Source organism: Paenibacillus kobensis NBRC 15729 (assembly GCF_004000825.1).
In the GTDB taxonomy this organism is placed as follows: domain Bacteria; phylum Bacillota; class Bacilli; order Paenibacillales; family Paenibacillaceae; genus Paenibacillus_T; species Paenibacillus_T kobensis.
The window spans coordinates 14,146-37,945 of record NZ_BILZ01000010.1 but is presented as its reverse complement, the minus strand read 5'-3'; the positions used below and the strand labels follow the sequence as shown (position 1 = coordinate 37,945).

Genomic DNA, 23,800 nt, shown 5'->3' with positions numbered 1-23,800 from the left:
GCCGGCTAGTACAATGCGATAGTCTGATTAGTGGAGGAGTCCTAAGGATGAGACGTTATGTTAGAGTTACTGGGACGGTCTGTTTGTTGTTGTTGCTGCTCGTGCTGATCGCGGGCTGCAAGAAAGAAGAGAGCGGTGAAACGGTTGAGACGGCAAAGACGGAATCTATTTCGCTGGATCAGCAGCAACCAGAGGGAGACTTAGAGCAGGCTGTTAACCGCATGACTGCAAGGCGGGCGGAGGAGGGTAAGCCGTTCCCGTCTCATCCGAATGAACCGCTGCTGCTTTATCAAGACGAGACGACGAAGCAGTCGGTGTACGTACAGGACGGCTCGATCATATATGAATCGGCAGTCGGGGCCGATCGCGCTCGAGAGAGCATTCGTCCTTTGATAACGTTGTCCGGGGAACAAGCTTACTATTGGCGGAACGGCAGCACGCTTCTTATCGGCGATTATGCCGGTGAGAATGGCGTATGGCATACTGCTACGATCGGGGAAGATGCTGCTGATGCCGTTACGTTGAACGATATTCCGTTCGATCCCAAGTACATAAGTATAACCGTAAGCGATCAATTAAATTTCTTCTTGCTAGAGACCACTGAGAATTACGGCACAAAAGAATATGGAGTCCTTCCCGGTTATGCGGAAACATATGCAGTGAATGCGGAAAGCGGGTTTTGGCTGGACGCGGAACCAGGTTCGGGTACGGATGAGAGCGGGAGTGCTGTATCTGCGCCGCACTCGGCACCGGCTTCGAAGACCGGCAAGTTCGACCGGGAAGCGGTGTTTCCATTCAAGGATGGGAGCAAGCTTTATACGTTCGAGGATCACAGTGGAACGATTATCTTTTATATTGCGGATGAGCCGGGCATTATTTGGCGATATAATGGTTTGTTTCCGGACGATTTTGCGTTGAAGAAAGATCTGCATGGATATCCTTATCCGTTAGGGTTGTTCAGCAGCAGCAATGGCCTAAGTATGATGTCTTTCCCGAATTATAGCATGCAATCCCGGTTGCCGGCGGAGCCGGAGCTTCTGAGCGAGGATTGGGTCATGGTTGATCTGTTCAACTTTTATCGGATTCGCGATGACCGGATCGAGACGATTCGTTTCGACCGGGAATATGACAATCTGCCTTCCGTACACCGGACAAGCTATTCGACGGCAGGAGCCAACTATGAGTCGACCGAGGGTGAAAGGTTCACATACCGTACATCGGAAGGCACCCGATACGTGTCCCTCTACGATCTAATGAACGCAGCAGACAACGGTACCGGTATGAGAGGGCAATGGCTGCAAGAGTTGACGCATCCATTAACGCTGGACGGTCAGACGGCAGTTGCAGAGGCTCAAGACGCTCAGACGGATCGAAGGCTGCCGCAGCAAATTACGAGCAGAATAAGGGAAAGCAACCGGCTTCCGGAACAGGTAGAGGAAGCGGTATCCAGCGACTCTATCGATGAATGTTTTACCGGCTGCGGCGATGCATGGGAAGAGATGCAGGCTCGTTTGATCGATGGAATATGGTACATTCTGAAGGAGGACGAGCTGTACCGGCTTGAAGACGGCAAACCGGCTCTAGTGCGAAAGCTTCCGCTCGGCACCGCTTCGACGATCGGGGAAGGCGTTGATTATTACGGAGCGCAGGACTATCTGAAATCGGGGAACGATTGGTATTTCGCCGATACTTACTCTGATCGGATCGTGAAGATTGACGGAACGAGCTTTGATATCTCCGCCGAATTGGAAATTCCGATGCCGCACGCGATTCGTCTGCTGTCGAATGGACACCTTCAAGTTGACAGTTTGAAAGGCAGGACGCTGCTGGATACCGATTTTAATGTCCTAGAGCAGACGGCAGCGCCTAAGACGACGATAACCTCAACGAAGGAATCGTCCGAGGAGGACCCGTATTCTGAAGAGGCTTATTACAAGGATCCGAATACCGGTATCCGCTGGGTGTATGAAGACAGTCAGCTTGTGCTGTATAACCCGAAGCAGAGAACCTATCGGAGCTTGTTCGTCGGTTATAGCGTTAATGACAGCGCATCCGGCAAAATCATTCCGTTCCGCGGCCAAGTGCTTATGCTGTTCGATACACGGATGTACCGGTTTGATGCCGAAGGCCGGTGGCTGTCGACCATTGAGATTCCCCGTTCGAATCCGGACGGCATCTACGATATGACGCCGCATGGGGAAGGATCTTATGCGTTGGATGAGAAGAATGGCATGCTGTTTTTTGTCCAAGGGTACCGCATATTGCGTATTGATCTGCAAAAGGGGCAGGCCGAACCGGTATTCAGTCAACTGTATTCCGATATAGGCAACCTGCTGCTGTATGAAGACAAGCTGATGTTTTCGATGGAAGGAAACCCGGTGGTTCTTGCCGATGATAGGAAGACCGCAACGAACGAGTTGATCACGATCGATACCAAGACGAAGCTGACGACCCGTTATCGTCTGGATAGCGGTTGGTTCAGTGAAAGCTTGACGAGGCACAATAGCGATACGTCGTTGTTGCTCGCAGGGTATAACGAAGGAAAATTGATTTATAGAAATCTTATACTTAATCTTCTTTCTAGGTAGATAGAGCTAGATAATAAGTGATTTCTATAGTAGAATGATGGGAATTTAGTTATATTATTGATAATAGAACGATCTAAGGAGAGGTGTCACATTCAAGTGTCGCACAGTCGATTCATTCCACGTTTAGTTTTGATAGTATTATCGTTAATGCTTATTCCCATTGGTACGGTTTATGGTGCTGCTGGTACAGGTCAAATGACAGATATTAAGGGGCACTGGGCAGAAGCGGACATCCAGGAGTGGTTGGATAAGGGGCTCGTGACGGGATATCCGGACCACACCTTCCGGCCTGAGCAGGTTGTTGCAAGAGGAGAGTTTGTAGCGCTTGTTAATAGAGCGTTTCAGTTCACGGAAGCAAAATCTATTCAATACAAGGATTTGAAAGAGGGCACATGGGTATTTGCAGAAGTACAAAAAGCGATAGCGCAAGGTTATATCAGCGGTTTTAGCGATAATACTTTTCGGCCTAAACTGACCATAACCCGGCAAGAAACAGCTGTCATGTTGACCCGGATACTTAAATTGCCGAATGATGATACAAATAACGTCATTACAGTCAAAGATTCAAGCGCTCTTCCGGCATGGAGCAAGGATGCCATCCAATTGGCATTGGCGCATGGAATTATGAGCCTGAACGAGGATGGGACCTTTCAGCCCCAACGGGCGATGACGCGGGCCGAATCTGTAGTTGTTATTAAGAAAGCGCTTACGCTCAATCCGGTTTATTACAAGACCGCAGGAACGTATGGCAATAGCGTTGTGAGCACGGTCTATAACCCCGTAGTCATTCAATCGTCCGATGTAACACTTAAAAACGTGCATATCAAAGGAGATCTTACGATTAGCTCCGAGGTTGGAGACGGAAACGTTTACTTGGATGGCGTGCAAGTTGACGGCGTGACTCGAATCGAGGGCGGCGGCAAGAACAGCATTCATTTTAACAATTCCATGCTTGGCATTGTTATTGTTGATCGAGCATCGAACATAGTAAGAATAGTCTCGGAAGGCACGACTGTCATTCAGGATACTCAAATTGTAGGAAGTGCTATACTCGAGGAATTAGGCAGTGCCGGGGACGGCTTTATTAATGTAACCGTTCTTCCGCAGCGGTCCGGTGCAGGAGAGAGAGAACTGTCGATTGCAGGCAGCGTAAATCAGTTTACGGTGAATGGCAATGTGGGCAATCTTACGTTCGTCTCGGGTACGATTGTTCGAATGACGGTTAGCGGGCAGCTTGTGATTAAGAAGTTTACGCTTCAGAAAGCGGTTACGATTCAGAACCTAGACTTGAATAGCACAACAACAATAGTAGGGGACGGGAAGATCGACAACGTCAAGTTGGCTGATGCGGCCAAAGATTCCGTTCTGCCCGGTCAATCGGCTCCAGTTATGGGCGGTTTCTTCGGGGGCGGGTTCCCGGTAGGCGGCGGAGGCGGAAATTCTGAGCCTGCTGCAATCACAAGCATAAGCGCAGTGAACGGAACGATTGATGTTATTTTTGATAAGAGCTTGAGCAGTGCTCCTCCTGCATCGGACTTCGCTGTGTTCCAGAAGATTGATAACGGGAATGAGCAGCGGATCGAGAGTAGCAGGGTTGAGCTTCTGGATAATAAAACGACCGTTCGATTAACGGTTCCGGCGGTACAGGGCCACGAAGACAACAGTCAAGATGTCGTATACTCCTTATCCTATAAAGGTGCGTCAACGGTGACGGCGCCGAAGGTTACCGTATCCAAATCGACTAGCACGGTAACGGGACGTTTGATGTATAAGCGTTATGAATTCCCAAATCCTTTCCCGGTTTATATGGTGGCTATCAAATTAGAAGGCATAAACGGAACAGCGGGTACGTATTCGAACAGAACGGATCAACAGGGGCAATTCACTTTCAACCACGTTGCCGCCGGTAACTATGCATTCAATGTATACGCGGAAAATATACGTGTATGTTCATGTGGAACTTTTACCGTTGAGACAGGTAAAGACCTTAACACCGATGACATCGTGATCGAGGAGAGTGCTCCACAGCCTGATATAAAAGAAACGACTTTTGCTGATACGGGATATATTGAAGGGATGGTCAGCGGTTTAAATGGACCGTTTCAGATTAAGGTTGAATTAGCCGACGGAACCAAGCTGAGAACGCCGAATGGTAAGTACGGAATGTTTTTCGGGTTTAACTTGATGGATTATAATCCGGATCTGGTGCTCCATGCCAACGATAAATTGTATTTGACGGTGTATTCAGACGGCGGATGGAGCGGCGAGCGAATCGAAATCAATGTTCTAGAGAGAACAAGGACGAATCCTCCTACTGTAACAAGCGCTGTATACGACGGTGAATCTATTTATATTCATGGGACCGTTGAGGCATTGAACAATTCCGAAACCAACATTAGCGTTAGGACACTGAATGGCCCTAGTATTGGCTGGTGGACTGGTGGTGGCGGACCGTTTGAGATGAGTTTATTCAACAGTCCCAAGCTGAATGTCGGTGATCAATTACTCGTACATGCACAGGGACAAGACCAAGGACGGAGTACTCCCGTATTGATCACGGTAAGTGCGCCGACAGTTACTACAGGACAGCCGTCCATCTCTGCGGATATTTTAGAAGATGATGATTCCATAAGGGTAATCGCAGAGAAGGATTCACGCATTGTTATTACACGAGCGGATGGTACCGTAATCGGTCAAGGTACAGCTTATGATGATTATGGAACCTATAATAATATAACGTTGAACTCGGCACCAATAGCTGGTGAGACGTTATACTTGACGGCCAAAAGCCGTGAGAAATTACTAAGCGATCCGCTACCTATAGTAGTGAAGAACAGACCTGTGACTCCGACTCCGGAAATTCGGGGCGCCGTATATAGCGATTCCTATGTGACGGTGTACTCGCTGCCTTATGCGGATTTATTTCTGAAAGATATGCAAGGTGATATTATTACGTCAGCATACACGTATTCAGAAGGAATGAATGAGTTTTGGAACGTAGAGCTTACAACTGGTATGCAATATCAGGTGACAGCAAAGCTCTATGGGATGAAGGAAAGTGAACCGGTCATTTTTACAGCTGTTGCTCCGACCGAGAAGACACCAATTCCTAGCGTGAGTGCTTCGGTATATGCGGATAGGGACTATGTGTTTAGCGGAGTAACACTCCCACATGCCGATGTCTATTTCTACTATGAGGACGGCACTCTTATTTACAGCAACAGAGCGGACGAACAAGGTACTTTTTATTTAAGTATGCCGGGCAATCCTGCTGTGAAACCCGGCGATAAGATTATGATAAAAGCAGATGCGGCAGGCAAAGTATTGAGCGATCCATTAGAGATTACGACAATATCGCCGGTCGAGAGGACTAGCCAGCCTTCCGTGAACAATATTTCTAATATTTATGGCTATAACAATACCATTAGCGGCTTCGCCAGCAAAAAATCATTTCTTGAGGTATTTCGCGACGACGGCAGTCCGATTGGTGCTGGATATGCCGACATGAACGACGGTCATTGGGAGATTTGGATCCAAGCGATAATACGGGGTGGTGAACGGATCTATATCATTAGTGATGAGGTCGGTAAACTTCCAAGCGATTCTGTCTACATTACAATTCAGCAATCGCCTCAATCGGCGCCACCTGTACTGACAAGCGCTGTTACAGCACAGTCTACGACCATCGAAGGGACTTACAGCCAACCAGGCGCACTCATTTATGTTGCTACTGAGAAAGATGAATGGATCACTGGAGACATGGTGAACGAGGATGGTTCTTTCTCAATTCAACTGTATCAAACATTTGAACCTGGGCGAATGATTAAGGTATATGCGTTCGAAAAACAGAAGGAAGCCAGCAACCCCATTATTATTGTGATAGCCTGATGGCATGACTATAAATTTCATAAACAGTGAAAGCCTGACCAACTATGGTCAGGCTTTCACTGTTTTGTACGCGGCATGAGCTATAATCCGGAAGCTGCTTCCTTCACCCAAGTGGACAACTGCTCTAGCTCGACCGGTAACTCGCCGCTGCGCAGCTTGATCGTCTTTCTTTCCGGCGGGCCGTCGAACAGATTGCCAGGCAGTGTCAGCTCGGCCGCATTAAAGATCGTGAAGCTGACCGCATCCTTAGACGTCGAGATGACGGCGGCATACTTGCCGTTTTTCAGAAAATGCGGTTTCTTGTACTGGATCCGCTCCTGCATATCAGGTATCGCTTGCTGGACGGCATCGCGAAGGCTAACGCACAGTTCGGCTTGCCAAGGTACCTGTACGGATTCTAGAAACAGCTTTACATCTTCGTTCATACATTCAAGCTCCTCTCGTTATCGAAGGTGAATAATAAGGCGATTAGACGGATAATTCCTTCCTATTCTTGTAATTATTATGAATGGTAGGCTTATCATCTGCAATACCGTTTAACTGTCTGAACGCCTTTTTATTGCTTGCATACAACGATTGGAAAACCGTGAAGCATGTATCGTATACCGCCTTATTACTCTCGTTCGGGACATATCGCCGACTTGGGCGAATCAGCGTCTTGGCCTCATCGACCGATCCAATAACGCCGAGGCCGACCGCTGCGACGACGGCTGCTCCGATGGCGCCGGCGTTGTGAGGTTCGTCGACCGTTTCGACCTCTCTCCCTAGAATGTCGGCCAGTATTTGGCATGTTAAAGGGGCAAGGGCACCTCCGCCTACGAGCCGGATGATCCGGGAGATGCGGATTTTCCGCTCCTGAGCTTCCAGCATCCAGCGCAGATGATAGCAGATTCCTTCGATTACGGCATGGATCAGTTCGGTTTTGCCGGTGTCGATACTAATGTTGAAAAACATGCCTCTTGCATTCGCATCCTCGAACGGACTGCGGTTACCGTGCAGCCACGGGGTAAAAATGACGCCGTTGCTTCCGGCCGGTACGTTCTTAATCGCGTGCATCATATAATCGTATAAGCTCCGGTAGACGGTTTCCTGCGAATCGTGCGGGACGCTGGCATCGGCGATTTGCCGTTGATCTAAGTAAACGCCGATCTCGTCCAGCGCGAGATGGTCCTTGACCCATTCGAGGCATTTGCCTGCCGTCTCCAGCTCGCTGAAATAGTGATAGTAACGGGGATTCGCCCCGACGATAGAGGCAATCATATGCCGCGTATCGAGATGCTGCTTGCGGACGGATGTTGATACCCATCCCGATGTGCCGAGATAAATATGCGTATCGCCTTCCTCGACAGCACCTGCTCCAACGCCGATGAGTGAGGCGTCTCCGCCTCCGCCGAATACGGCAACGCCCTCAGACAGTCCGAGCTCCTGCGCTGCACGGCTTATTAACCGACCTGCCATAGCTGTGGATGGAATGACGCGCGGCATATGGTTGTAATCCACACCGAACATTCGGCACAGCGCTTCGCTGAAACGTTTCTTTCCTTGTCTGGCATCGTAGAGGAGCGTCGCATAGGCGCTGTCCTCCGTCATGACGAATTCGCCCGTGCATCGATGGATCAGGTAATCTTTCACATCTAGCCACCGGTACACCCGTTCGAACCGTTCCGGCTCATTGCGTTGCACCCATTTGTATTTCCAGACCGGATCTTTGACGCTGGCCGCAACCGCACGCGTCGTGATAAGCGAACGGATCAGCTTCCGCGCGTTCAATCCGGCGATCCGAAGCCCGTGCCGGATACCGTCCCGGTGCTCTTGCACCGCCCGGTGATCCATATAGCTCATCGCGTGACGAACCGGATTGCCGTCCTGGTCGACGAGCACGAGTCCTTGCATTTGTGCGCAAAAGGAGATTCCTCGTATTAGATCAGCTGGAATCTGGCTGTCGCGAAGCACTTGCCGGGTCGTCCGGCACATTGCCTGCCACCAGTCCGACGGATTCTGTTCGGCACCGCCTTGCTCGTGAATCGTTAACCCGTAGCCTTCCGTTGCGCTGGCTGCAAGCGTAATCGTCTCTGCAATATGGTAAATGCATGTTTTGACGCCGGATGTCCCGACATCGTACGAAAGAACGTAGAGGCCCACCGACCACACCGCCTTATTTGAATTCGGATTCCGCTGCCGCTGTCCGGTCCGGGGAGGACGGACGGACGAACACGGCGGATTCCTTCATCCGGAAGGCAAGAGGAAGCAGCGCCGCTGTCATGACGACAAAAGCAAGCATCGGCCAGACGATGGAATCGAACGCATCTGCCGTTGTTTCAAATAAGTAGACGAAAGCCGTGCCCGATATTTGTCCCATCAGCAGAATAAAGCCGAGTGAAGCGCCTTCCGGTATCGGATAGGCCGCCTCAGAGCCGTGCTGGAACAAGATCGGCGCTGCTCCCATGATCATAAACCCGGCGATTCCGGCGATTCCGGCAAGAAGCAGCTCACCGCGGGCAAATGTGAGCCCGGCATAGGCAGGGATAAGAACAGCAATCGCACCGATGAAGAACGGAACTCGAACGCGGAATTTATCCGATAATACCGGAAGGATGACGGCCCCGATGATCCCGGCGACGATAAATACGGCTCCGACAATGCCCGCTTGTTCGGACGTAAGTCCGCGGGGCGTGACGATCGATTCGAGCAGCGTTAATATCGTATTGAAGATGCCGATGGATACAAAGCTGATGATAAGAATGAGCATGTAGCCACGGTTCGCAACAAGCTGCTTGAGCGAGCCGGCGTGCAGCCGCTCTCCGGCCTGTTCGCTGCGCTTGACTCCAGCCGGTGCTTCTCTCGTAAGAACGATCGCGATGACGGCTGAAACAGCGGCAACGATGGCGAACAGCATGAACATATCCGGGATGCCCGAACGTTCCGCCACTACAGGCGCGATGGCCATTGGAACGACGAACCCGACATATTGGGCAAGCGTCAGAATGCCCGCAGCGGTCGACCGCTCGGAGACCGGGAACCAATTCGCGGCAACCTTCGTCGTAATGTTAAGCAGGAACGGCTGTCCGATTGCGACGGCGAACTGCATGATGAGGATCAGTTCGAACTGGTCCGCGAAGACGGCACGCAGCATCCCGAATACCGCCGTAATAAGCGCGCCTGTTATAAGCGAGGCCCGATACCCGAACCGGTCGATAACCCAAGAAGCAGGTACGGAGAATAAGACGAACATGATCATAAAGCTCATGGAGCAGAGTGTAATAGACAAGCTGCTGACGCCGTAATACTGTTCCGCCAGAGTGGAGACAGGCGCCAAGGAAAGCCACATCATTTCGGTCGAGACGACGATAGGCACGATAGAGAGCAGAACGACCCATTTGTACCACGATGGCATACCGCTGCGGTTCATGTCGATTCCACCCTTCAATGAGCCGATTTGGCAGCTTGCTTCGAATATTGTTTTAAATAAACGAATCTCATCAGCAAGCTTTCGAGGTAATGAATCGGCTTCGCATCGGTCAGCAGCCGTGCTGCGACGTACGCCTTGCAGTTCTTGTCGACGACCATGCTTACAGCATTCGCGTCGTCTTCGCTGCTCCCGCAGCATAAGGCGCCAAGATCGCGAACGAACACGGCAGAGGACCGCTTAAGAGCCCGGTTGACGGCGCCTAGCTGATTGCCGACGGCTTTCGCCGACGTGCCGACGATTTGGGCGTAATCATCGAGCATCGGTTTCAGCGCCGCGCCTATCTGTGAGATGGCGACCGCTTCCGGACAACTATTCCACGTCGTATGCTGAATGCTTCGATGGTTCAAATAAAGCTGCCGGTAGATTCGAGCCTCTTCCGGCAAAGAAGCTTCCGGTTCGTCGAACCGAATTCGCATCACTTCATTACCCGATTCCGGGTCAAGCAGTGCATAGCCGTCCTCTGTACGGCGGCTGTTCGGCAAGCGCTTCTCGATGTCGTGCAATACCGCCGAATGCGCCCCTTCATCGGAGACCGCATCACGGTCAAGCCGCAGCGCATACCGGCTAATGGACGCCGCATCCGCGCGTTCCGAGCCGCTAAGCTGGCGGTAAGCAGCTTTAATATAATGATCGCAAGCGCTTTCAAGCTGCTGTGCGGTCAAGAATGCTTCCTCGGCGTCGGCGCCGTAACAGATCGCGCCGTGATTTTGCATAATGACGGCTCGGGCTTGGGTCGCCGCCAGCGCTGCGGCGACGCTGCGGCTAAGCTTCTTCGTGCTCGGCAACGCATACGCCGCGCATAAAATTTCGCCGGCGAGAGGGCCTCGCTCAACGTTGATCGCGTTCAGCCCGCAGCTGCTTATTGCTGAAGCATATGTCTGATGCGTATGAATGACAAAGTTGACGTCTGGAAACTGCTTATACACGGCCGCATGAACGCCTCGTTCGGAGGAAGGCTTAACGGGTCCGCTGTAGCTGCAATCGGCGGTCTGCACGATGACGATATCGTCAGGCGTTAACGAACGGTAATCCCTTCCGCTTGGCGTAATGACGAATCGGCCGCCGTCAATGCGGTGGCTGACATTGCCCCAAGTACGGGCAATCAGCCCCGTCTCGACGAGCCGGATGCCGGCTTGAATGACGAGCTGCTTCGCTTCTTCGATCGTCGTCATCTTCTATTTCTCCTCCAACAGCGCCACATGGCTGAATATGCGGTCGAACCGGCCGAGCACATCGTCGATCATGTCTTCCGTATAGGCGCCGCTTGTGTACATCCGGCTGCCAGCCAGCGTGACGATGCCCTCCGCCATATAGGCAGCGCCCATATGCTCCATTTCTTTCTTGCGCCGCGACGTTTCCTTCAGAATCGACGGAATTTGCCATGGCTTCGACCAGTTGATCGCAAAATGCATCGTGCCTACCGTCTCCAGATGGCAGATCGAGCCTTGGTTGAAAGCGACAAACGGGAGTTCGTACTTGTGAATTAGCGACTGCAGCCCTGCGGTTAACCGGTCGGCCATTCGGCCGGACTGTTCGATTGCGCCGGTTCGCTCAATCTCGCACAACGTATAGTAGCCAGCCACGCAGCTGAGCGGGTTCGCCGCCATGGTGCCGCCGACCATTGCTTTCTTATGCTTCTCGCCGATGCCGGCGCCAAGATATTTCATATACTCGCGCTTCCCGCCGAGACCGCCTGCACCGGGATAGCCGCCGGCGACGACTTTGCCGAACACGGTCAAGTCCGGCGATACGCCGTAGTAGCCTTGTGCCCCGGACATACCGATCCGGAACGCCGTCACGACCTCATCGAATATAAGCAGCGCACCGTACTTGCGGCAGAGCGCTTCGACGCCTTTGTTAAACTCCATGTCGACAGGGCGGGTGCCGCTTTCCGGGCCGACCGGCTCGATCATGACGGCTGCGGTGTCGCCGCGGAGACGGTTGAACCGCAGCTTGCGTTCCAGGTCGTTCAGATCGTTCGGGAAAAATTCCTGCGTATGCTTGAAAATGTACCGCGGCACGCCATGCGCCTGCGTCCACTTGGAACCGGGCACACGAATGCCGTAGGCGAGCTGGTCGCTCCAGCCGTGGTAGGCGCCGCCCATCTTAATCACGTTCTTATGCTTGGTCGCGAGCCGCGCAACGCGGATGGCCGCCATGCAAGCTTCCGTACCGGAACCGAGCATACGGAACATATCGACGTTCGGGATGCTTTCTGCGATTTTGCGCCCTAGTTTATATTCATACTCATGGAATAAGCCGGTAGAAGGCCCGCAGTCGTTCAGCAGCTCGATCACTTTCTCTCTTACCGCTGCCGGATTGCTGCCAAGAACAGTTGGCCCGCCGGCCTGCAAGAAGTCGTAATAGCGGTTTCCGTCGATATCGTAGAGATAAGCGCCCTCGGCCTTCGTGAAGACAAGCGGGAACGGATGGTTGAACGCCAAATTGTGCTGAACGCCGCCCGGAATAATTTGCATCGCTTCTTCGATCATCGCTTTCGACTGTGTGCATTTCGCTTCGAAATATTCGCTCTCGTACTGCTTCAGCTTATCGCGCTTAATTGAATAAATCGGCAGCTTAATCAAATGGTCCAGTTGATTTGTTACCGCTTTCACATCAGGGTATTGCGAGATCGAGAACGAACGATTCAAATGTACATACCTCCATAGTTCGATAGGGTTGGAAGGAATAGGGGAGATAGTATAGAAACTTTCCATCTTCACAAATAAGTATATTAAATTTATGGTATAGATGAAACAATTATTCCATTTTGCTTGATTATGAGTGTGATAGGCGGATTCTTCAATCATTTCGCTTGTCTAGCATCATGCTTTTATAATGATCATGTAATAATTTTATTTCGCATGTCCAGTAATATCCAATTAGTGATATCATGGAAGCGAAGAATGCGACAATTTGCTGAGGCCGGCTAGAGGGGGACAATATGTTAGCTGCTTTTATCCGTGAGTATGAAGGATTATTTTATATCTTTATTTTATCTGCCATCTTTGCCGCGTCCGCGGTAACGGCTTATACCCGCAAATACGTTAAAGTGGCGATTGCGTTAACGGTTGCCATAATCTTGGCAATCGTAGCGTTTTGTTTCAATAACCCTATGAGAAATACCGGAGATTGGCTGCTTATTGACGGATGGCTTTTCTATGTAACGTTCGAACTGCTGGTTACACCGATAGGTTTGATTTCGTATTTATGCTGGCTGCTGGCTTATATAAGGAAAAGAAGAAGGCAGAGGTCTCTCCATTAAAAAGGCAGTCCCGTTCGGTCGTAGCCGATATAGCGGGACTGCCTTGTTGTTATTCTAGCAATCTGGCAGGCTGGCATGCGACTGCCTGAAGCTAAGCGTTGCGGTTGCGGTAGAGCAAATAGATGAAGAACGGCGCACCGACGCCAGCCGTAAAGACGCCGACCGGGATATCGTAAGGCAAGAACGCCGTTCTGGCGATCGTGTCCGCGACGACGACCATCATTCCGCCGATTAATGCGGTAATCGGCAGCACGCCGCCGAATGCCGGTCCGACAAGCTTGCGCGTCATATGCGGAGCGATCAGACCGACGAACGAGATCGCGCCCCCGATCGAGACGGCAGCTCCGGCCAGCGCTACGCTGATCATCAGCAGGACGAACCGCTGGCGCTGCGTCCGGCTGCCGACTCCGGCTGCGATATCGTCGCCAAGCTGCAGCACATTCACATTCCTCGCGAGCAGGAATGCGATAGGGATGAAGACGGCTACCCAAGGTACGACGGTCTGTATGATGGTCCAATCCGTGCCGTATACGGTGCCTGTCAGCCATACGTAGGCTTGAGCCGCCGTCGTTTCCTGATTCATAACAAGCATGACCTTCGTCAGCGAAGCGAGCAGGAAGTTGATACCGATTCCGACAAGGACAAGCCGGATTGGCGTTACTCCTTTCTTCCATGCCAACGAATAGACGACGAGGGAGGTAACCGCAGCGCCGATCATCGCGGCTACGGGCATCCAGAGGATGCTGACCGAACCGGCGAGATAGTTGAGAAAAGCGACGGCAGCGACGGAAGCGCCGCTCGTTATGCCGATAATATCGGGTGAAGCGAGCGGGTTTCGAATAATGCCTTGCAAGATAGAGCCGGCTACAGCCAGCGATGCGCCGACGACGAATGCGGCAATAATTCTTGGCAGCCGCAGCGTATGAATGACAAGATGATGCTCCTCGGTGCCGTTGCCGGCCAGCGTCTTGATGACATCGACAGGGGAGATACGCATATCGCCGATCGCAATGCTAAGCAGAATGGCGACGGCGCTAGCGATAGTAAGGATGATCGCTAGCCGCAGCGAACTCTTCTGAATGAAGAAGGAGAAGGATAGTTTCTCCGACCGGATGTACGTATAGTTTTTCATGATTTGACGACCCCTTTTCTGGCGATCGCGATAAAGGCCGGAATGCCGATTGCTGCTGTCATAACACCGACAGGGAGCTCCTGCGGATGAATAACGAGCCGTGCTGCAATGTCGGCTGCCAGTACGAGAATGGCGCCGAGCAGCGCGGCGTACGGGATGATCCAACGGTAATCGTTGCCGGCGAACAAACGGGCAATCGTCGGAATGATCAAGCCGATGAAGCCGATCGGTCCGGCTACAGCTACGGAACTGCCGGCGAGCAGCATAATTATAAATCCGGTTGCCAGCTTAATGAGGATGGTTCGCTGCCCAAGTCCTTGCGCGGTATCTTCGCCCATCGTCAGCACGTTCATATGCCTTGCGATCCACAGAGAACCGATCCACGCGGCTGCCATGAATGGAAGAACGGACTTCAGCATGTCAAGCGATCTGCCTGCGACCGATCCGGTCAGCCAGAACATGACTTCGCTGAGCGTCTGCGCATTCATGACAAGGATACCTTGCGTGAACGAGGAGAATAAAGCGCTGAGCGCGGCACCGGCAAGTATAATTTTCAGCGGAGTGAGGCCGTCGCGTCCAAGCGATCCCATCAAGTATACGGCAAGAGCGGCGAGTGCTGCCCCTGCGAAGGAAATGCCAGTCAGAGCAGGCAAGGAGCTGACCGAGAATACCGTCACCGATAATACGACGAAGAACGAAGCGCCGAAGTTGATGCCGAGAACGTTCGGATCAGCGAGCGGATTTCTCGTCAAGCCTTGGATGAGCGAGCCTGCTACTGCAAGACATGCGCCGACCGCTGCCGCTATGAACGTTCTTGGCGCGCGCGATGTCTGAACGATAATTTGATTGGACGAACTAAGATCATAATCAATGAACGAATGATAAACGTCGCTCCAACTGATCGTCGTGCGGCCAAGAGACATGCTGGCCAGCATGAACAGTACTAATAATAGAAATCCGATTGCAAGGCCGGCGCCCTTAGACAGGCCTCCGGAAAACAACCTTTCCATAATCGCCGCTCCCGTCACAATACGCACGAAAGAATGAGCCGCTTAAGCTCATTCTTTCGTGCGCTTCTACAAGTAATGGTTATTACATATCGAAGTAGAAGTACAGATCGTCAAGCATCATTTTCGCTGCCGTAGCACCGCCGGACATGTTCCAGGTGATGTCGTTTACTTTGTAATACTTGCCGTTCTTAACGCCCTTCAAGTTTTTCCACAGCGGGTTCTGCTGCCATTCTTGTTGGGATTCGATTTCGCCGCCGCCGCCGATGCCCGACGTGATGTCGAAGATGATATCGCCGTCCAGAAGCGGGATTTGTTCCTGCGAGTCGAGGTCCACAACGACCTTGCCGTCAACTTGCTGCGCCTTTGGACGCTTCAGGCCGAGCTCTTGCAGAATCGTTCCTGCGAAGCCAGTCACGTAGAAGCGTGCGGAGCTGTCTTCTTGGAAACGAACGATCGATACTTCCATATTCGCTTTGTCGCCGAGCTTGGATTTGAAGTCGGCTACCCGTTTGTTCCAGTCGTTCATGAATACAGTTGCTTTATCTTCCGTGTTCATCGCTTTTGCCGCCATGTCCATGTTCGCTTTCCAGTTGAACAGTTCGCTTGCGTAGATCGTAGGCGCAATGGCGGACAATTGATCGTATATTTTCTCGTGGCGCGTCTTCGCACCGATAATCAGATCCGGCTTCAGTGCAACGATCGCTTCCAAGTTCGGCTGCAGTTCGGTGCCCAGGCTCTTAACGCCGCCCATGTCAGCGCGAAGATAATGGTACCAAGGCTGTTGCACCCACGATTCAACCGCACCGACCGGTTTGACGCCGAGCGTCAGCGAGACGTCGACCATGCCATTGAACAACACAACGACACGTTTCGGTACGGAAGTAAGCGTCGTTTTCCCCATTGCATGTTCGATCGTCCGTTTCGTTTCCAGCGATACCGTCTTCGTCGAACCGTTCCAGTTGACCCACAAGCCGAACGCTTCGCCGAGGAAGCGGAGAGGAACGAGCGTGCGGCCGTTCTTCTCAACGGCTTTCGCGTCGAGCTTCACCGATTGGCCGTTGACCGTCGCTTGCGTGCTGCCGACCGTCAGTTCGACCGTCGTATTGCCGCGTTTGACTTTCAGCTTCTTCGACTTCGGATCGGAGCTCAGCGTAGCGCCAAGCTTCTTCGTCAACGCGCTGTATGGAATCATCGTTGCACCGCCGATGACTTGCGGCGGAACGTCGAAGGAGAGCTTCTGGCCGTCGAGAACGACGCTGATTGGAGCGGATGCTGCAGTTGCCGTGAACGGAACGGATACGACTGCAACGAGTAAAGAAAGACATAATGCCATGCTGCGGAACACAGATTTAAACATAATGACTGGAAACCCACCTCTCAAGTTTTAGTAATGATTATCGTTATCAATGAGAATGATAGAACGAGGTTGTTTCTATTGTCAAGAATAAAATTCTAAAGTTGCAATTTATTAGCTTACACCTAACTTATCGGCTAATTGACGGAATGATTGGTATAGCTCGTAATCAACCTGCAGTACAGCAGCTTGATCGATTGGATCGGCATCCTTCAGCCCGCTCAGGGAGGTTATTTTCTCATCGAGGAAATCGTACATGGAAGGGACGGAGGCTTTCACGTCTGCTTTCATTGCATCCCAGCTTTGAACGATAAGGGAGGATGTCTCCTTCATAAGAGCGGAGTCATTGTTGTCGGCATGCTGCTTCAAATCTTTGACTTGTGCCCGAATCTGCTCGATCGACTTCTCCAATTGCTTGGTCTGCTCGGTCTTCTCAGCCGTTTTGTCCTTATTGTTATCCATGATCGAATCGGTTACTGCCTTGGTGACCTCATCGTTCTTCTTGACCGCTTCTTGCACTTTCTTCTCGGTCTTCGCAACCTTCTTCGTTTCTTTCTTCGCTTCTTCCTTCGGTTGCTCCGCCGGCTTGGTTTCCTTGGTTGCAGGCACCTCTTCCTTGGCGGTTTCTACAGCTGCGTCTTCCGAAGGCTCGGTGACGGCTGTTTCTTCTTGTCCGGTCTCTGCGGGCTGAGCCGTATCCGCTGCTTCGGACTCTGTCTGTTCATTCTGGTGCTGTGCGACCAATTGGCTCTCTGCGCCTGGTTTGCTGCTGCACCCTGCTGTCAACAAGAGCGCTGCGGTGATTGCGACGATTCCGTAACGTTTCAACCTGTTGTCCTCCTTGATCAAAAAAATGAATTTCTTTCCATTCGTCTATGTTATTTTATTGGACGGGAGCCTCAGTTTCAAGAGTTATTTGATAATGATTTTCATATTCATTGACAGAAAGAGGGTATCCCTTTACAATACAAACGAGGAAATTGAAGGAGCTGAGCGGAATGAGCGCCCTAGAAACTCGCGGTTTATCGATAAGCTACGGTAACCAATTTATATTCCAAGATCTTGATCTGTCTATTGATAAAGGGAAGATTACCGTGCTGATCGGAAGCAACGGCTGCGGGAAGTCGACCTTGCTTCGTACGATGGCTCGGCTGCTGAAGCCGCAGAGCGGAAGCGTGCTGCTCGAAGGTCACAGCATCGCAACGCTGCCGACGAAGGAAGTGGCGAAGCGGATGGCGCTGCTGCCGCAAGGGCCGATCGCGCCGGAAGGGCTGACCGTGCTGCAGCTCGTCAAGCAGGGCCGTTATCCTTACCAGAGCTGGTTCCAGCAATGGTCGAAGGAAGATGAGCGCCACGTTCGGCTTGCGCTGGAGACGACCGGAATGAAAGAGCTTGCCGAACGGCCGGTAGATTCATTGTCTGGCGGCCAACGTCAACGGGCATGGATCGCCATGGTGCTGGCGCAAGGGACGGACATGATTTTGCTCGACGAACCGACGACCTACCTCGATATGACGCACCAGGTGGAAGTGCTCGACCTGTTGTTCGAGCTTAATGAGAGAGAGAATCGTACGATCGTCATGGTTCTGCACGACATTAATCTGGCATGCCGCTATGCGCATCAGATTGTCGCGATTCAAGACCATAAGGTGTTTGCGCAAGGCGCGCCAGAGCACGTCGTGACGCCCGGCATGATCGAACAGGTATTCCATATGAAAGCCGATATTGTTGCGGATCCGCTGTTCGGCACGCCGATGTGCATTCCTCATGGCAATGGCCGAAGAATAAAGCCGCAAGCGCAGAAGCAGGTGCACGCACAGCCGAACTCGACCATGCCAATCAATGAGATAAAGATTGAAAAATCCGAATTGCTTGCTGCCGCTACCGGAACAGGGCAGTTATGAATACGAATAGAGACTGTCTCTTCGCCGTTGGCGGGTGGAGACAGTCTCTTTGCTGTGTGCGGGGATTCGCTAATTAGCCCGTTGCATGCGACTTCATAAACTTATCCAGACGCCGCTCGTCGGATATGAGCGGACATGTGTAACCATATTTGTCCTCTTCGGACAGTCTGTAATTGAGGCAGCAGGTGCGGCGGATAAAGATCTGCCGTCCTTCTTGCAGCGGATCGTCGATGCCGCGGAATTGGCAGGACATTGCCTTGGCGGGGATGCCCGGAAGATGCTCAGGTGCAAGCCGGTTCGCGGCATGATTAGTAATGTCAAATGTTTCATGATCCGCACAGACTGCAGCTCCATGAGCAGAGGAACTGGCCCCGATAGGGTTGCCGGGTTGTTCATCCATGAGGACAATCGGGCAGCCCTTTCTATTTCTCATGCCGCCGGCTATTCAACGGGTCGCGATTATAAAACGGTTGTGGTTTTTGGTTATTTAGGCTAATAATATAAAAATCTGTGCCGTATTATCGCAAGTTGTGTCGAATATGGGGAGGCGTCATCGTGTATAAAGTGCTGCTGGTAGATGATGAAGCGGACGTAAGAGAAGGACTCATTCATGAGATCGATTGGGAAGGCTGCGGGTTTACGGTTGCCGCGACAGCCGAGAACGGGAAAGAAGCGATAGAGCTGGCCGAGCGGCTTGATCTGGATGTTGTCATAACCGACATCAGCATGCCGTTCAAAGACGGACTACAGCTTGCAGAATGGCTAAGAGCTCATAATCCGCTGACGAAAATCGTGATATTGACCGGCTATGACGAGTTCGATTATGCCCGGCAGGCGATCCGGCTCAGCGTCGATGAATATTTGCTGAAGCCGTTCTCTTCCCAGAGCTTTACGGAAGTGCTGATGAAGATTCGAACGAAGATCGAAGACGAGGTCGCAGAGCGCGAAGATATCCGGCAGCTCCAGGAACATTACCGGACGAGCTTGCCAGTGCTCCGCGAGACGTTTCTTGCGACGCTGCTGACCCGCAAGCTGTCGAGGCGGTCGATTGAAGAAAAGTCGTGCAATTATGGTCTTTATTTGAGCGGGTCGCGTTATGCGGTGGCCCTGATTTCCCTTCATCCATCGGAGGAAGCCGACAAGGCGGGAGCGACCACTTCGCTGCGCAGGTCAGGCGATATGGATTTGATTCTGCAGGCGATGTTGAACATTGCTCGGGAACTATGGGGAGCGCAATCGCTTGGCACGGTTTTCATCCATCAAGACAGCATTGCACTGCTTGCCGTTGATGAGGATGACTATGAGGAGAGCTGGCTTCAGGTGGTTCAAGAAGTGCTGGAGAACATTCAGAAGAGCATCATTCACTATTTGAAGCTTCCGATTACGGTCGGCGTCGGCTCCGTCGTGGAAGATATTGCAGATATAACCTATTCGTATAAAGATGCACTGCTCGCTGTAGAGTACCGTCTTGTGCTGGGCTCGGACAAAATTATATTTATTCACGACATGGAAGACCGCCGGAGCGAGAAACTTCGGTTCGACGAGTTGAAGGAGCAGGCGCTAGTCCGGAGCTTGAAGCTTGGTACAACGGAAGAGCTCGAGAGCGCCGTCGAAGCGATATTCCGCGAGCTGTTCGATTCGGCGTCCTCCTATAACGATATTCAAGTGTATTTGTTCGAAGTGGTGACGGCCGTGCTGCGGGCGGCGAAAGATTCGGACATTAATCTGGACGAGCTGTTCGGCGCCAACATTCAGCTGCATACCGAAATCTATAAGCTGTCCGGATTGCCGGATGCGAAGCGCTGGTTCCATGAACTGTGCTTGCGCATTATGAAACAAATTTCGAGCAAGCGGCAGCATTCTTACAAAGATATCGTGGAGAAAGCGATCGGTTATACGAAGGAGCATTATCAAGATCCGGACATATCGATTCAACAGGTATGCGCTCATCTGCACATTAGCACGGGCTATTTCAGCAGCGTGTTCAAGAAGGAAGTCAAGATGACCTACGGGCAATATTTGATGCACATCCGGATGGAGTCGGCCAAGGAGCTGCTGCGCACAACCGAGCGCAAAGCGTTCGAGATCGCGGATCTGGTCGGGTTCGCCGATCCGAACTACTTCAGCTTCTGCTTCAAGAAGCAGGTCGGCATATCGCCGAAGGAATACCGCGGCCAGTTTGCTGCTTCGGCAGGGGAAGGGGCACAGCAGTTATGAGGAGGAGGCTTGGCGGCAGGGCACGGGACTTCGCGAAGCGGCTGCCGCTCTTCAGTCTTCAGGGCAGAAGTATTCAATCGGTCATTATGTGGTCCTTCTCGTTATTTATTCTTCTCATTGTTGCGTTCGTCTCCGTGCTGCTCTATAACAAGTTCTCGCGGACGGCGGAACAGAACGTTATGCTGAGCACGCAGCAAATCGTCGATCAGGTCAGCTACAATCTCGAGGATTACGTCGACGGGATGGCGCAGCTGTACCGGGCGATCGAGCAAAATATGCTGACGAACGGCCAATTGATCGATGCGGGAGAGTCGAAACAGCTCGATACGATCATGAGCAGCCGGGACGACATCGTGTCGATCGCGCTGTTCGACGACCAGGGCCAACTGCTGCGGAATTATCCCGCGCTGCCGGTGAAGGAGAGTGCGCGCGTGTTGCAGCAGAGCTGGTTCCACGCCGCGCTGCGTGTTCCGGATCACTTAAGCTTCTCGCTTCCCCATGTCCAGAACTTGTACAAAGGAACATACAAATGGGTCGTGTCGATGAGCAAGGGAATTACGATCATGCATAACGGCCGGCCGATGTACGTCGTGCTCGTCGTCGATATCAATTTCAAGAAGATAGAAGAGCTCAGCAGCCGGATCAGCTTGGGCAAGCGCGGATACGTCTACATTATCGACGAAGGCGCAGGCAACATCGTGTTCCATCCGCAGCAGCAGCTTATTTATATGGGGCTTCGGCAGGAAAGCGTCGAGAAGGCGCTCACATCCATTCATAGCTATATCGATGAACCGGAGGGCGTGAAGCGGTTGAATACGGTCAAGTCGGTCGACAATATCGCTTGGAAAGTCGTCGGCGTCTCCTATCTGGACGAAATTATGACAACGCGATCAGACTTGAACCGGTATATGGTCCAAGTCGTTGCCGTCGTGCTCGTGCTGTCGGTGCTGATCTCGATGCTGCTCGCCTCTATGCTGACGCGGCCGATCAGACGAATGGGTAGCACGATGAAAGCGGTCGAACGCGGCGATTTCGACGTCGAGCTTCCGATAAAGGGGCTGCTTGAAGTGGTGCAGCTGTCCAGCCGTTTCAATCTCATGCTGGATAAAATCAGGCAGCTCATGAAGCAGATTGTGATCGAGCAAGAGTCGAAGCGAAAGTATGAATTCGAAACGCTTCAAGCTCAGATCAATCCGCATTTTCTATATAATACGCTGAATGCAGTCGTTCGGATGGTCGGGATGAGCCGCAATGACGAAGTCATTACGATGATTACGTCGTTGTCCAAGCTGTTCCGCATCAGCTTAAGCAAAGGCAATACGAGCATCCCGGTAAGCGAAGAGCTGGAGCATGCCCGGCATTATTTGACGATCCAGCAGATGCGCTACAAGAACAAATTCAAGTTCACGATCGAGGCGGACGAGGAAGCGCTGTCATGCTTTACGCTGAAGCTGGTGCTGCAGCCGCTCATCGAGAATGCGATCGTGCACGGCATCGAATATATGGTGGACGAAGGCGAGATTAAGATCCGGGCCGGTGTACATGGCGATCAGTTGCTGCTTGAAGTTGCGGATAACGGCATCGGCATGTCGCAGCAGCAGCTGGACAACATTTTGTCCGACCGGGCGGCTAAGACGGTGAGCAGCGGCTCCGGGTCCGGCGTTGCAGTACACAATGTGAATGACCGGATTCAACTGTACTACGGTGTTCAGTATGGTCTTGCATTTGAAAGCGAGCAGGAGGAAGGGACGACGGTTCGCGTCTCGATTCCGGTCGTGAGAACAAATGGAGAGGAGGATAAGACGAATGGGGAACAAGATCATACGGACCTATCGTAAAAAGGGCTGCTTCATTGCTGCAGTTGGCCTGCTATGCGTGTCTGTGCTGACGGCATGTTCATCTGCATCCCTTAGCAATACGGCAACGGTAGAGGCGGCGCCGAAGCGGATTGCGTTCGTCGCTCCGATCCATGCCGGCCAGCAAGGCAATGCGATGAAGCTTGGCGCCGACGCCGCGGCGAAGGAATTCGGCGCGCAGCTTGTTTATATTCCGTTCGAACAGAACGAGAAGGCGGCGGCACAGCGGGATGCCGCTTTAGCCATCATCGATTCAGGTGTATCGGCCGTTCTCATCGATCCCGCTGACAATGAAGTGCTGACAGAGATTGCAGCTAAAGCCTCGGAGCATCATACGCCGCTCTTCGCTTTGAACGATGAGACAGAGACCAAGGGCGTAAGCGGGACGATATCCGTGGACAATACGGAAGCGGGCCGGGAAGCGGGCGAAGCAATGGCAGAGCTGCTTGGCGGCAGCGGCAAAGTCGTCATTATCGGCAAGGAAGGCAACAGCATCGATCAACTGCAGCGTGAAGCAGGTATCCGCGAGAAGTTGAAGCAGGCGCCGAATATCGAGGTGGCTTACAACATAACGTGCGCACCGATTCGGATATTGTGCTGGCAGGCGACGAAGAAACTGCTGGATGAAGCCCATGTGGACGGAATCATTCCGCTCGATGCGGAGTCTTCGCTAGGGGTGGCCGATGAATTAATTCATCGCGGCGGAACGAATCTGCCGGCCATCGTTACGTTCGGCAGCGAACAGGAGCAGCTGGAGATGCTGCAGGACGGTGTTATTCAGACGCTGGTCGTCCAAAGCGGCTTCAGTACCGGCTATCTTGGCGTGAAGCAGGCGGTTGATCTGATGAGCGGGAACAAGCCTGACAAAGCGATCGTACTGGATACGACCGTCATTACGGCAGACAATATGTTCTGGATGGGCAATCAGAAGATGCTGTTCCCTTTTGTTCAATAGGATCGAAACTTGAATATTCGAATGTGCAATGTGATGAGAATTTCGATAGAAAGCATGAGAATTTCGAATTCGATTTGTTCCCGTCTCCCGTCATAATGAGGACATAAGCTGAATCAGCGGCGCGATGCTGCTGCTGCACGTCAGCAACAATACAGAATGCTC

At 52.1% G+C, this 23,800-nt stretch carries 17 protein-coding genes; 7 read left to right on the top strand and 10 right to left on the bottom strand.

Annotated features, from left to right (window positions below; translation table 11 throughout):
* Positions 1-47: 47 nt before the first annotated feature.
* Together PKO01S_RS08835 and PKO01S_RS08830 are read left to right on the top strand one after the other, a co-directional pair.
* A complete protein-coding gene (locus PKO01S_RS08835; RefSeq protein WP_127530967.1) occupies positions 48-2,588 on the top strand; it encodes a hypothetical protein in 2,541 nt (846 codons plus the stop codon).
* Positions 2,589-2,684: 96 nt separating this feature from the next.
* Entirely contained in the window at positions 2,685-6,476 is a 3,792-nt protein-coding gene (locus PKO01S_RS08830) for an S-layer homology domain-containing protein (protein WP_127530966.1), read from the top strand.
* 80 nt (positions 6,477-6,556) lie between these two features.
* On the opposite strand, the gene PKO01S_RS08825 is transcribed toward PKO01S_RS08830, so the two are convergent.
* Genes PKO01S_RS08825 through PKO01S_RS08805 form a run of 5 tightly spaced genes read right to left on the bottom strand, consistent with a single transcriptional unit; the run spans position 6,557 to position 12,596 of the window.
* Positions 6,557-6,901 carry a DUF1801 domain-containing protein gene (locus PKO01S_RS08825; protein ID WP_127530965.1) on the bottom strand — a complete coding sequence of 115 codons (345 nt, stop codon included), beginning with the start codon at positions 6,899-6,901 and terminating at the stop codon, positions 6,557-6,559.
* Between the two features lie 43 nt (positions 6,902-6,944).
* A complete protein-coding gene (locus tag PKO01S_RS08820; RefSeq protein ID WP_127530964.1) occupies positions 6,945-8,618 on the bottom strand; it encodes a xylulokinase in 1,674 nt (557 codons plus the stop codon).
* A gap of 13 nt (positions 8,619-8,631) precedes the next feature.
* Complete coding sequence (locus PKO01S_RS08815; RefSeq protein ID WP_246070502.1) at positions 8,632-9,885, bottom strand: MFS transporter; 1,254 nt, start codon at positions 9,883-9,885, stop codon at positions 8,632-8,634.
* A 14-nt stretch (positions 9,886-9,899) separates the two neighbouring features.
* Positions 9,900-11,117 carry a class II aldolase/adducin family protein gene (locus PKO01S_RS08810; RefSeq protein WP_127530963.1) on the bottom strand — a complete coding sequence of 406 codons (1,218 nt, stop codon included), beginning with the start codon at positions 11,115-11,117 and terminating at the stop codon, positions 9,900-9,902.
* 3 nt (positions 11,118-11,120) lie between these two features.
* A complete protein-coding gene (locus tag PKO01S_RS08805) occupies positions 11,121-12,596 on the bottom strand; it encodes an aspartate aminotransferase family protein (protein WP_127530962.1) in 1,476 nt (491 codons plus the stop codon).
* A gap of 293 nt (positions 12,597-12,889) precedes the next feature.
* Between PKO01S_RS08805 and PKO01S_RS08800 the strand changes: the two genes are divergently transcribed.
* Positions 12,890-13,210, top strand: a complete 321-nt coding sequence (locus PKO01S_RS08800; protein ID WP_127530961.1) for a hypothetical protein — start codon at positions 12,890-12,892, stop codon at positions 13,208-13,210.
* 91 nt (positions 13,211-13,301) lie between these two features.
* Here PKO01S_RS08800 and PKO01S_RS08795 read toward each other — a convergent pair whose 3' ends face one another.
* From PKO01S_RS08795 to PKO01S_RS08780, 4 genes are all read right to left on the bottom strand, one after another.
* Positions 13,302-14,342 (bottom strand): FecCD family ABC transporter permease, encoded by a 1,041-nt coding sequence (locus PKO01S_RS08795; protein ID WP_127530960.1) that lies wholly within the window; start codon positions 14,340-14,342, stop codon positions 13,302-13,304.
* Complete coding sequence (locus PKO01S_RS08790) at positions 14,339-15,352, bottom strand: FecCD family ABC transporter permease (protein WP_127530959.1); 1,014 nt, start codon at positions 15,350-15,352, stop codon at positions 14,339-14,341. The genes PKO01S_RS08795 and PKO01S_RS08790 overlap by 4 nt, the downstream gene beginning before the upstream one ends.
* 82 nt (positions 15,353-15,434) lie before the next feature.
* Complete coding sequence (locus PKO01S_RS08785; protein ID WP_127530958.1) at positions 15,435-16,709, bottom strand: stalk domain-containing protein; 1,275 nt, start codon at positions 16,707-16,709, stop codon at positions 15,435-15,437.
* 111 nt (positions 16,710-16,820) lie between these two features.
* The gene (locus PKO01S_RS08780) at positions 16,821-17,534 is read right to left on the bottom strand and encodes a hypothetical protein (protein ID WP_127530957.1); all 714 of its coding nucleotides are present in this window, start codon (positions 17,532-17,534) and stop codon (positions 16,821-16,823) included.
* A gap of 170 nt (positions 17,535-17,704) precedes the next feature.
* Here PKO01S_RS08780 and PKO01S_RS08775 point away from each other — a divergent pair, with 170 nt between their 5' ends.
* The gene (locus PKO01S_RS08775) at positions 17,705-18,610 is read left to right on the top strand and encodes an ABC transporter ATP-binding protein (RefSeq protein ID WP_127530956.1); all 906 of its coding nucleotides are present in this window, start codon (positions 17,705-17,707) and stop codon (positions 18,608-18,610) included.
* 73 nt (positions 18,611-18,683) lie between these two features.
* Here the strand turns inward: PKO01S_RS08775 and PKO01S_RS08770 are convergent, their stop codons facing one another.
* Positions 18,684-19,043 carry a hypothetical protein gene (locus PKO01S_RS08770; protein WP_127530955.1) on the bottom strand — a complete coding sequence of 120 codons (360 nt, stop codon included), beginning with the start codon at positions 19,041-19,043 and terminating at the stop codon, positions 18,684-18,686.
* Between the two features lie 122 nt (positions 19,044-19,165).
* Between PKO01S_RS08770 and PKO01S_RS08765 the strand changes: the two genes are divergently transcribed.
* From PKO01S_RS08765 to PKO01S_RS08755, 3 genes are read left to right on the top strand one after another with little or no spacing between them, the layout of a single operon-like run.
* Positions 19,166-20,827 (top strand): response regulator transcription factor, encoded by a 1,662-nt coding sequence (locus tag PKO01S_RS08765; RefSeq protein ID WP_127530954.1) that lies wholly within the window; start codon positions 19,166-19,168, stop codon positions 20,825-20,827.
* Positions 20,824-22,665 (top strand): cache domain-containing sensor histidine kinase, encoded by a 1,842-nt coding sequence (locus tag PKO01S_RS08760; RefSeq protein WP_127530953.1) that lies wholly within the window; start codon positions 20,824-20,826, stop codon positions 22,663-22,665. Before PKO01S_RS08765 ends, PKO01S_RS08760 begins: the two co-directional genes overlap by 4 nt.
* A complete protein-coding gene (locus PKO01S_RS08755; protein ID WP_127530952.1) occupies positions 22,634-23,638 on the top strand; it encodes a substrate-binding domain-containing protein in 1,005 nt (334 codons plus the stop codon). Before PKO01S_RS08760 ends, PKO01S_RS08755 begins: the two co-directional genes overlap by 32 nt.
* The last annotated feature ends 162 nt before the right edge of the window (positions 23,639-23,800 follow it).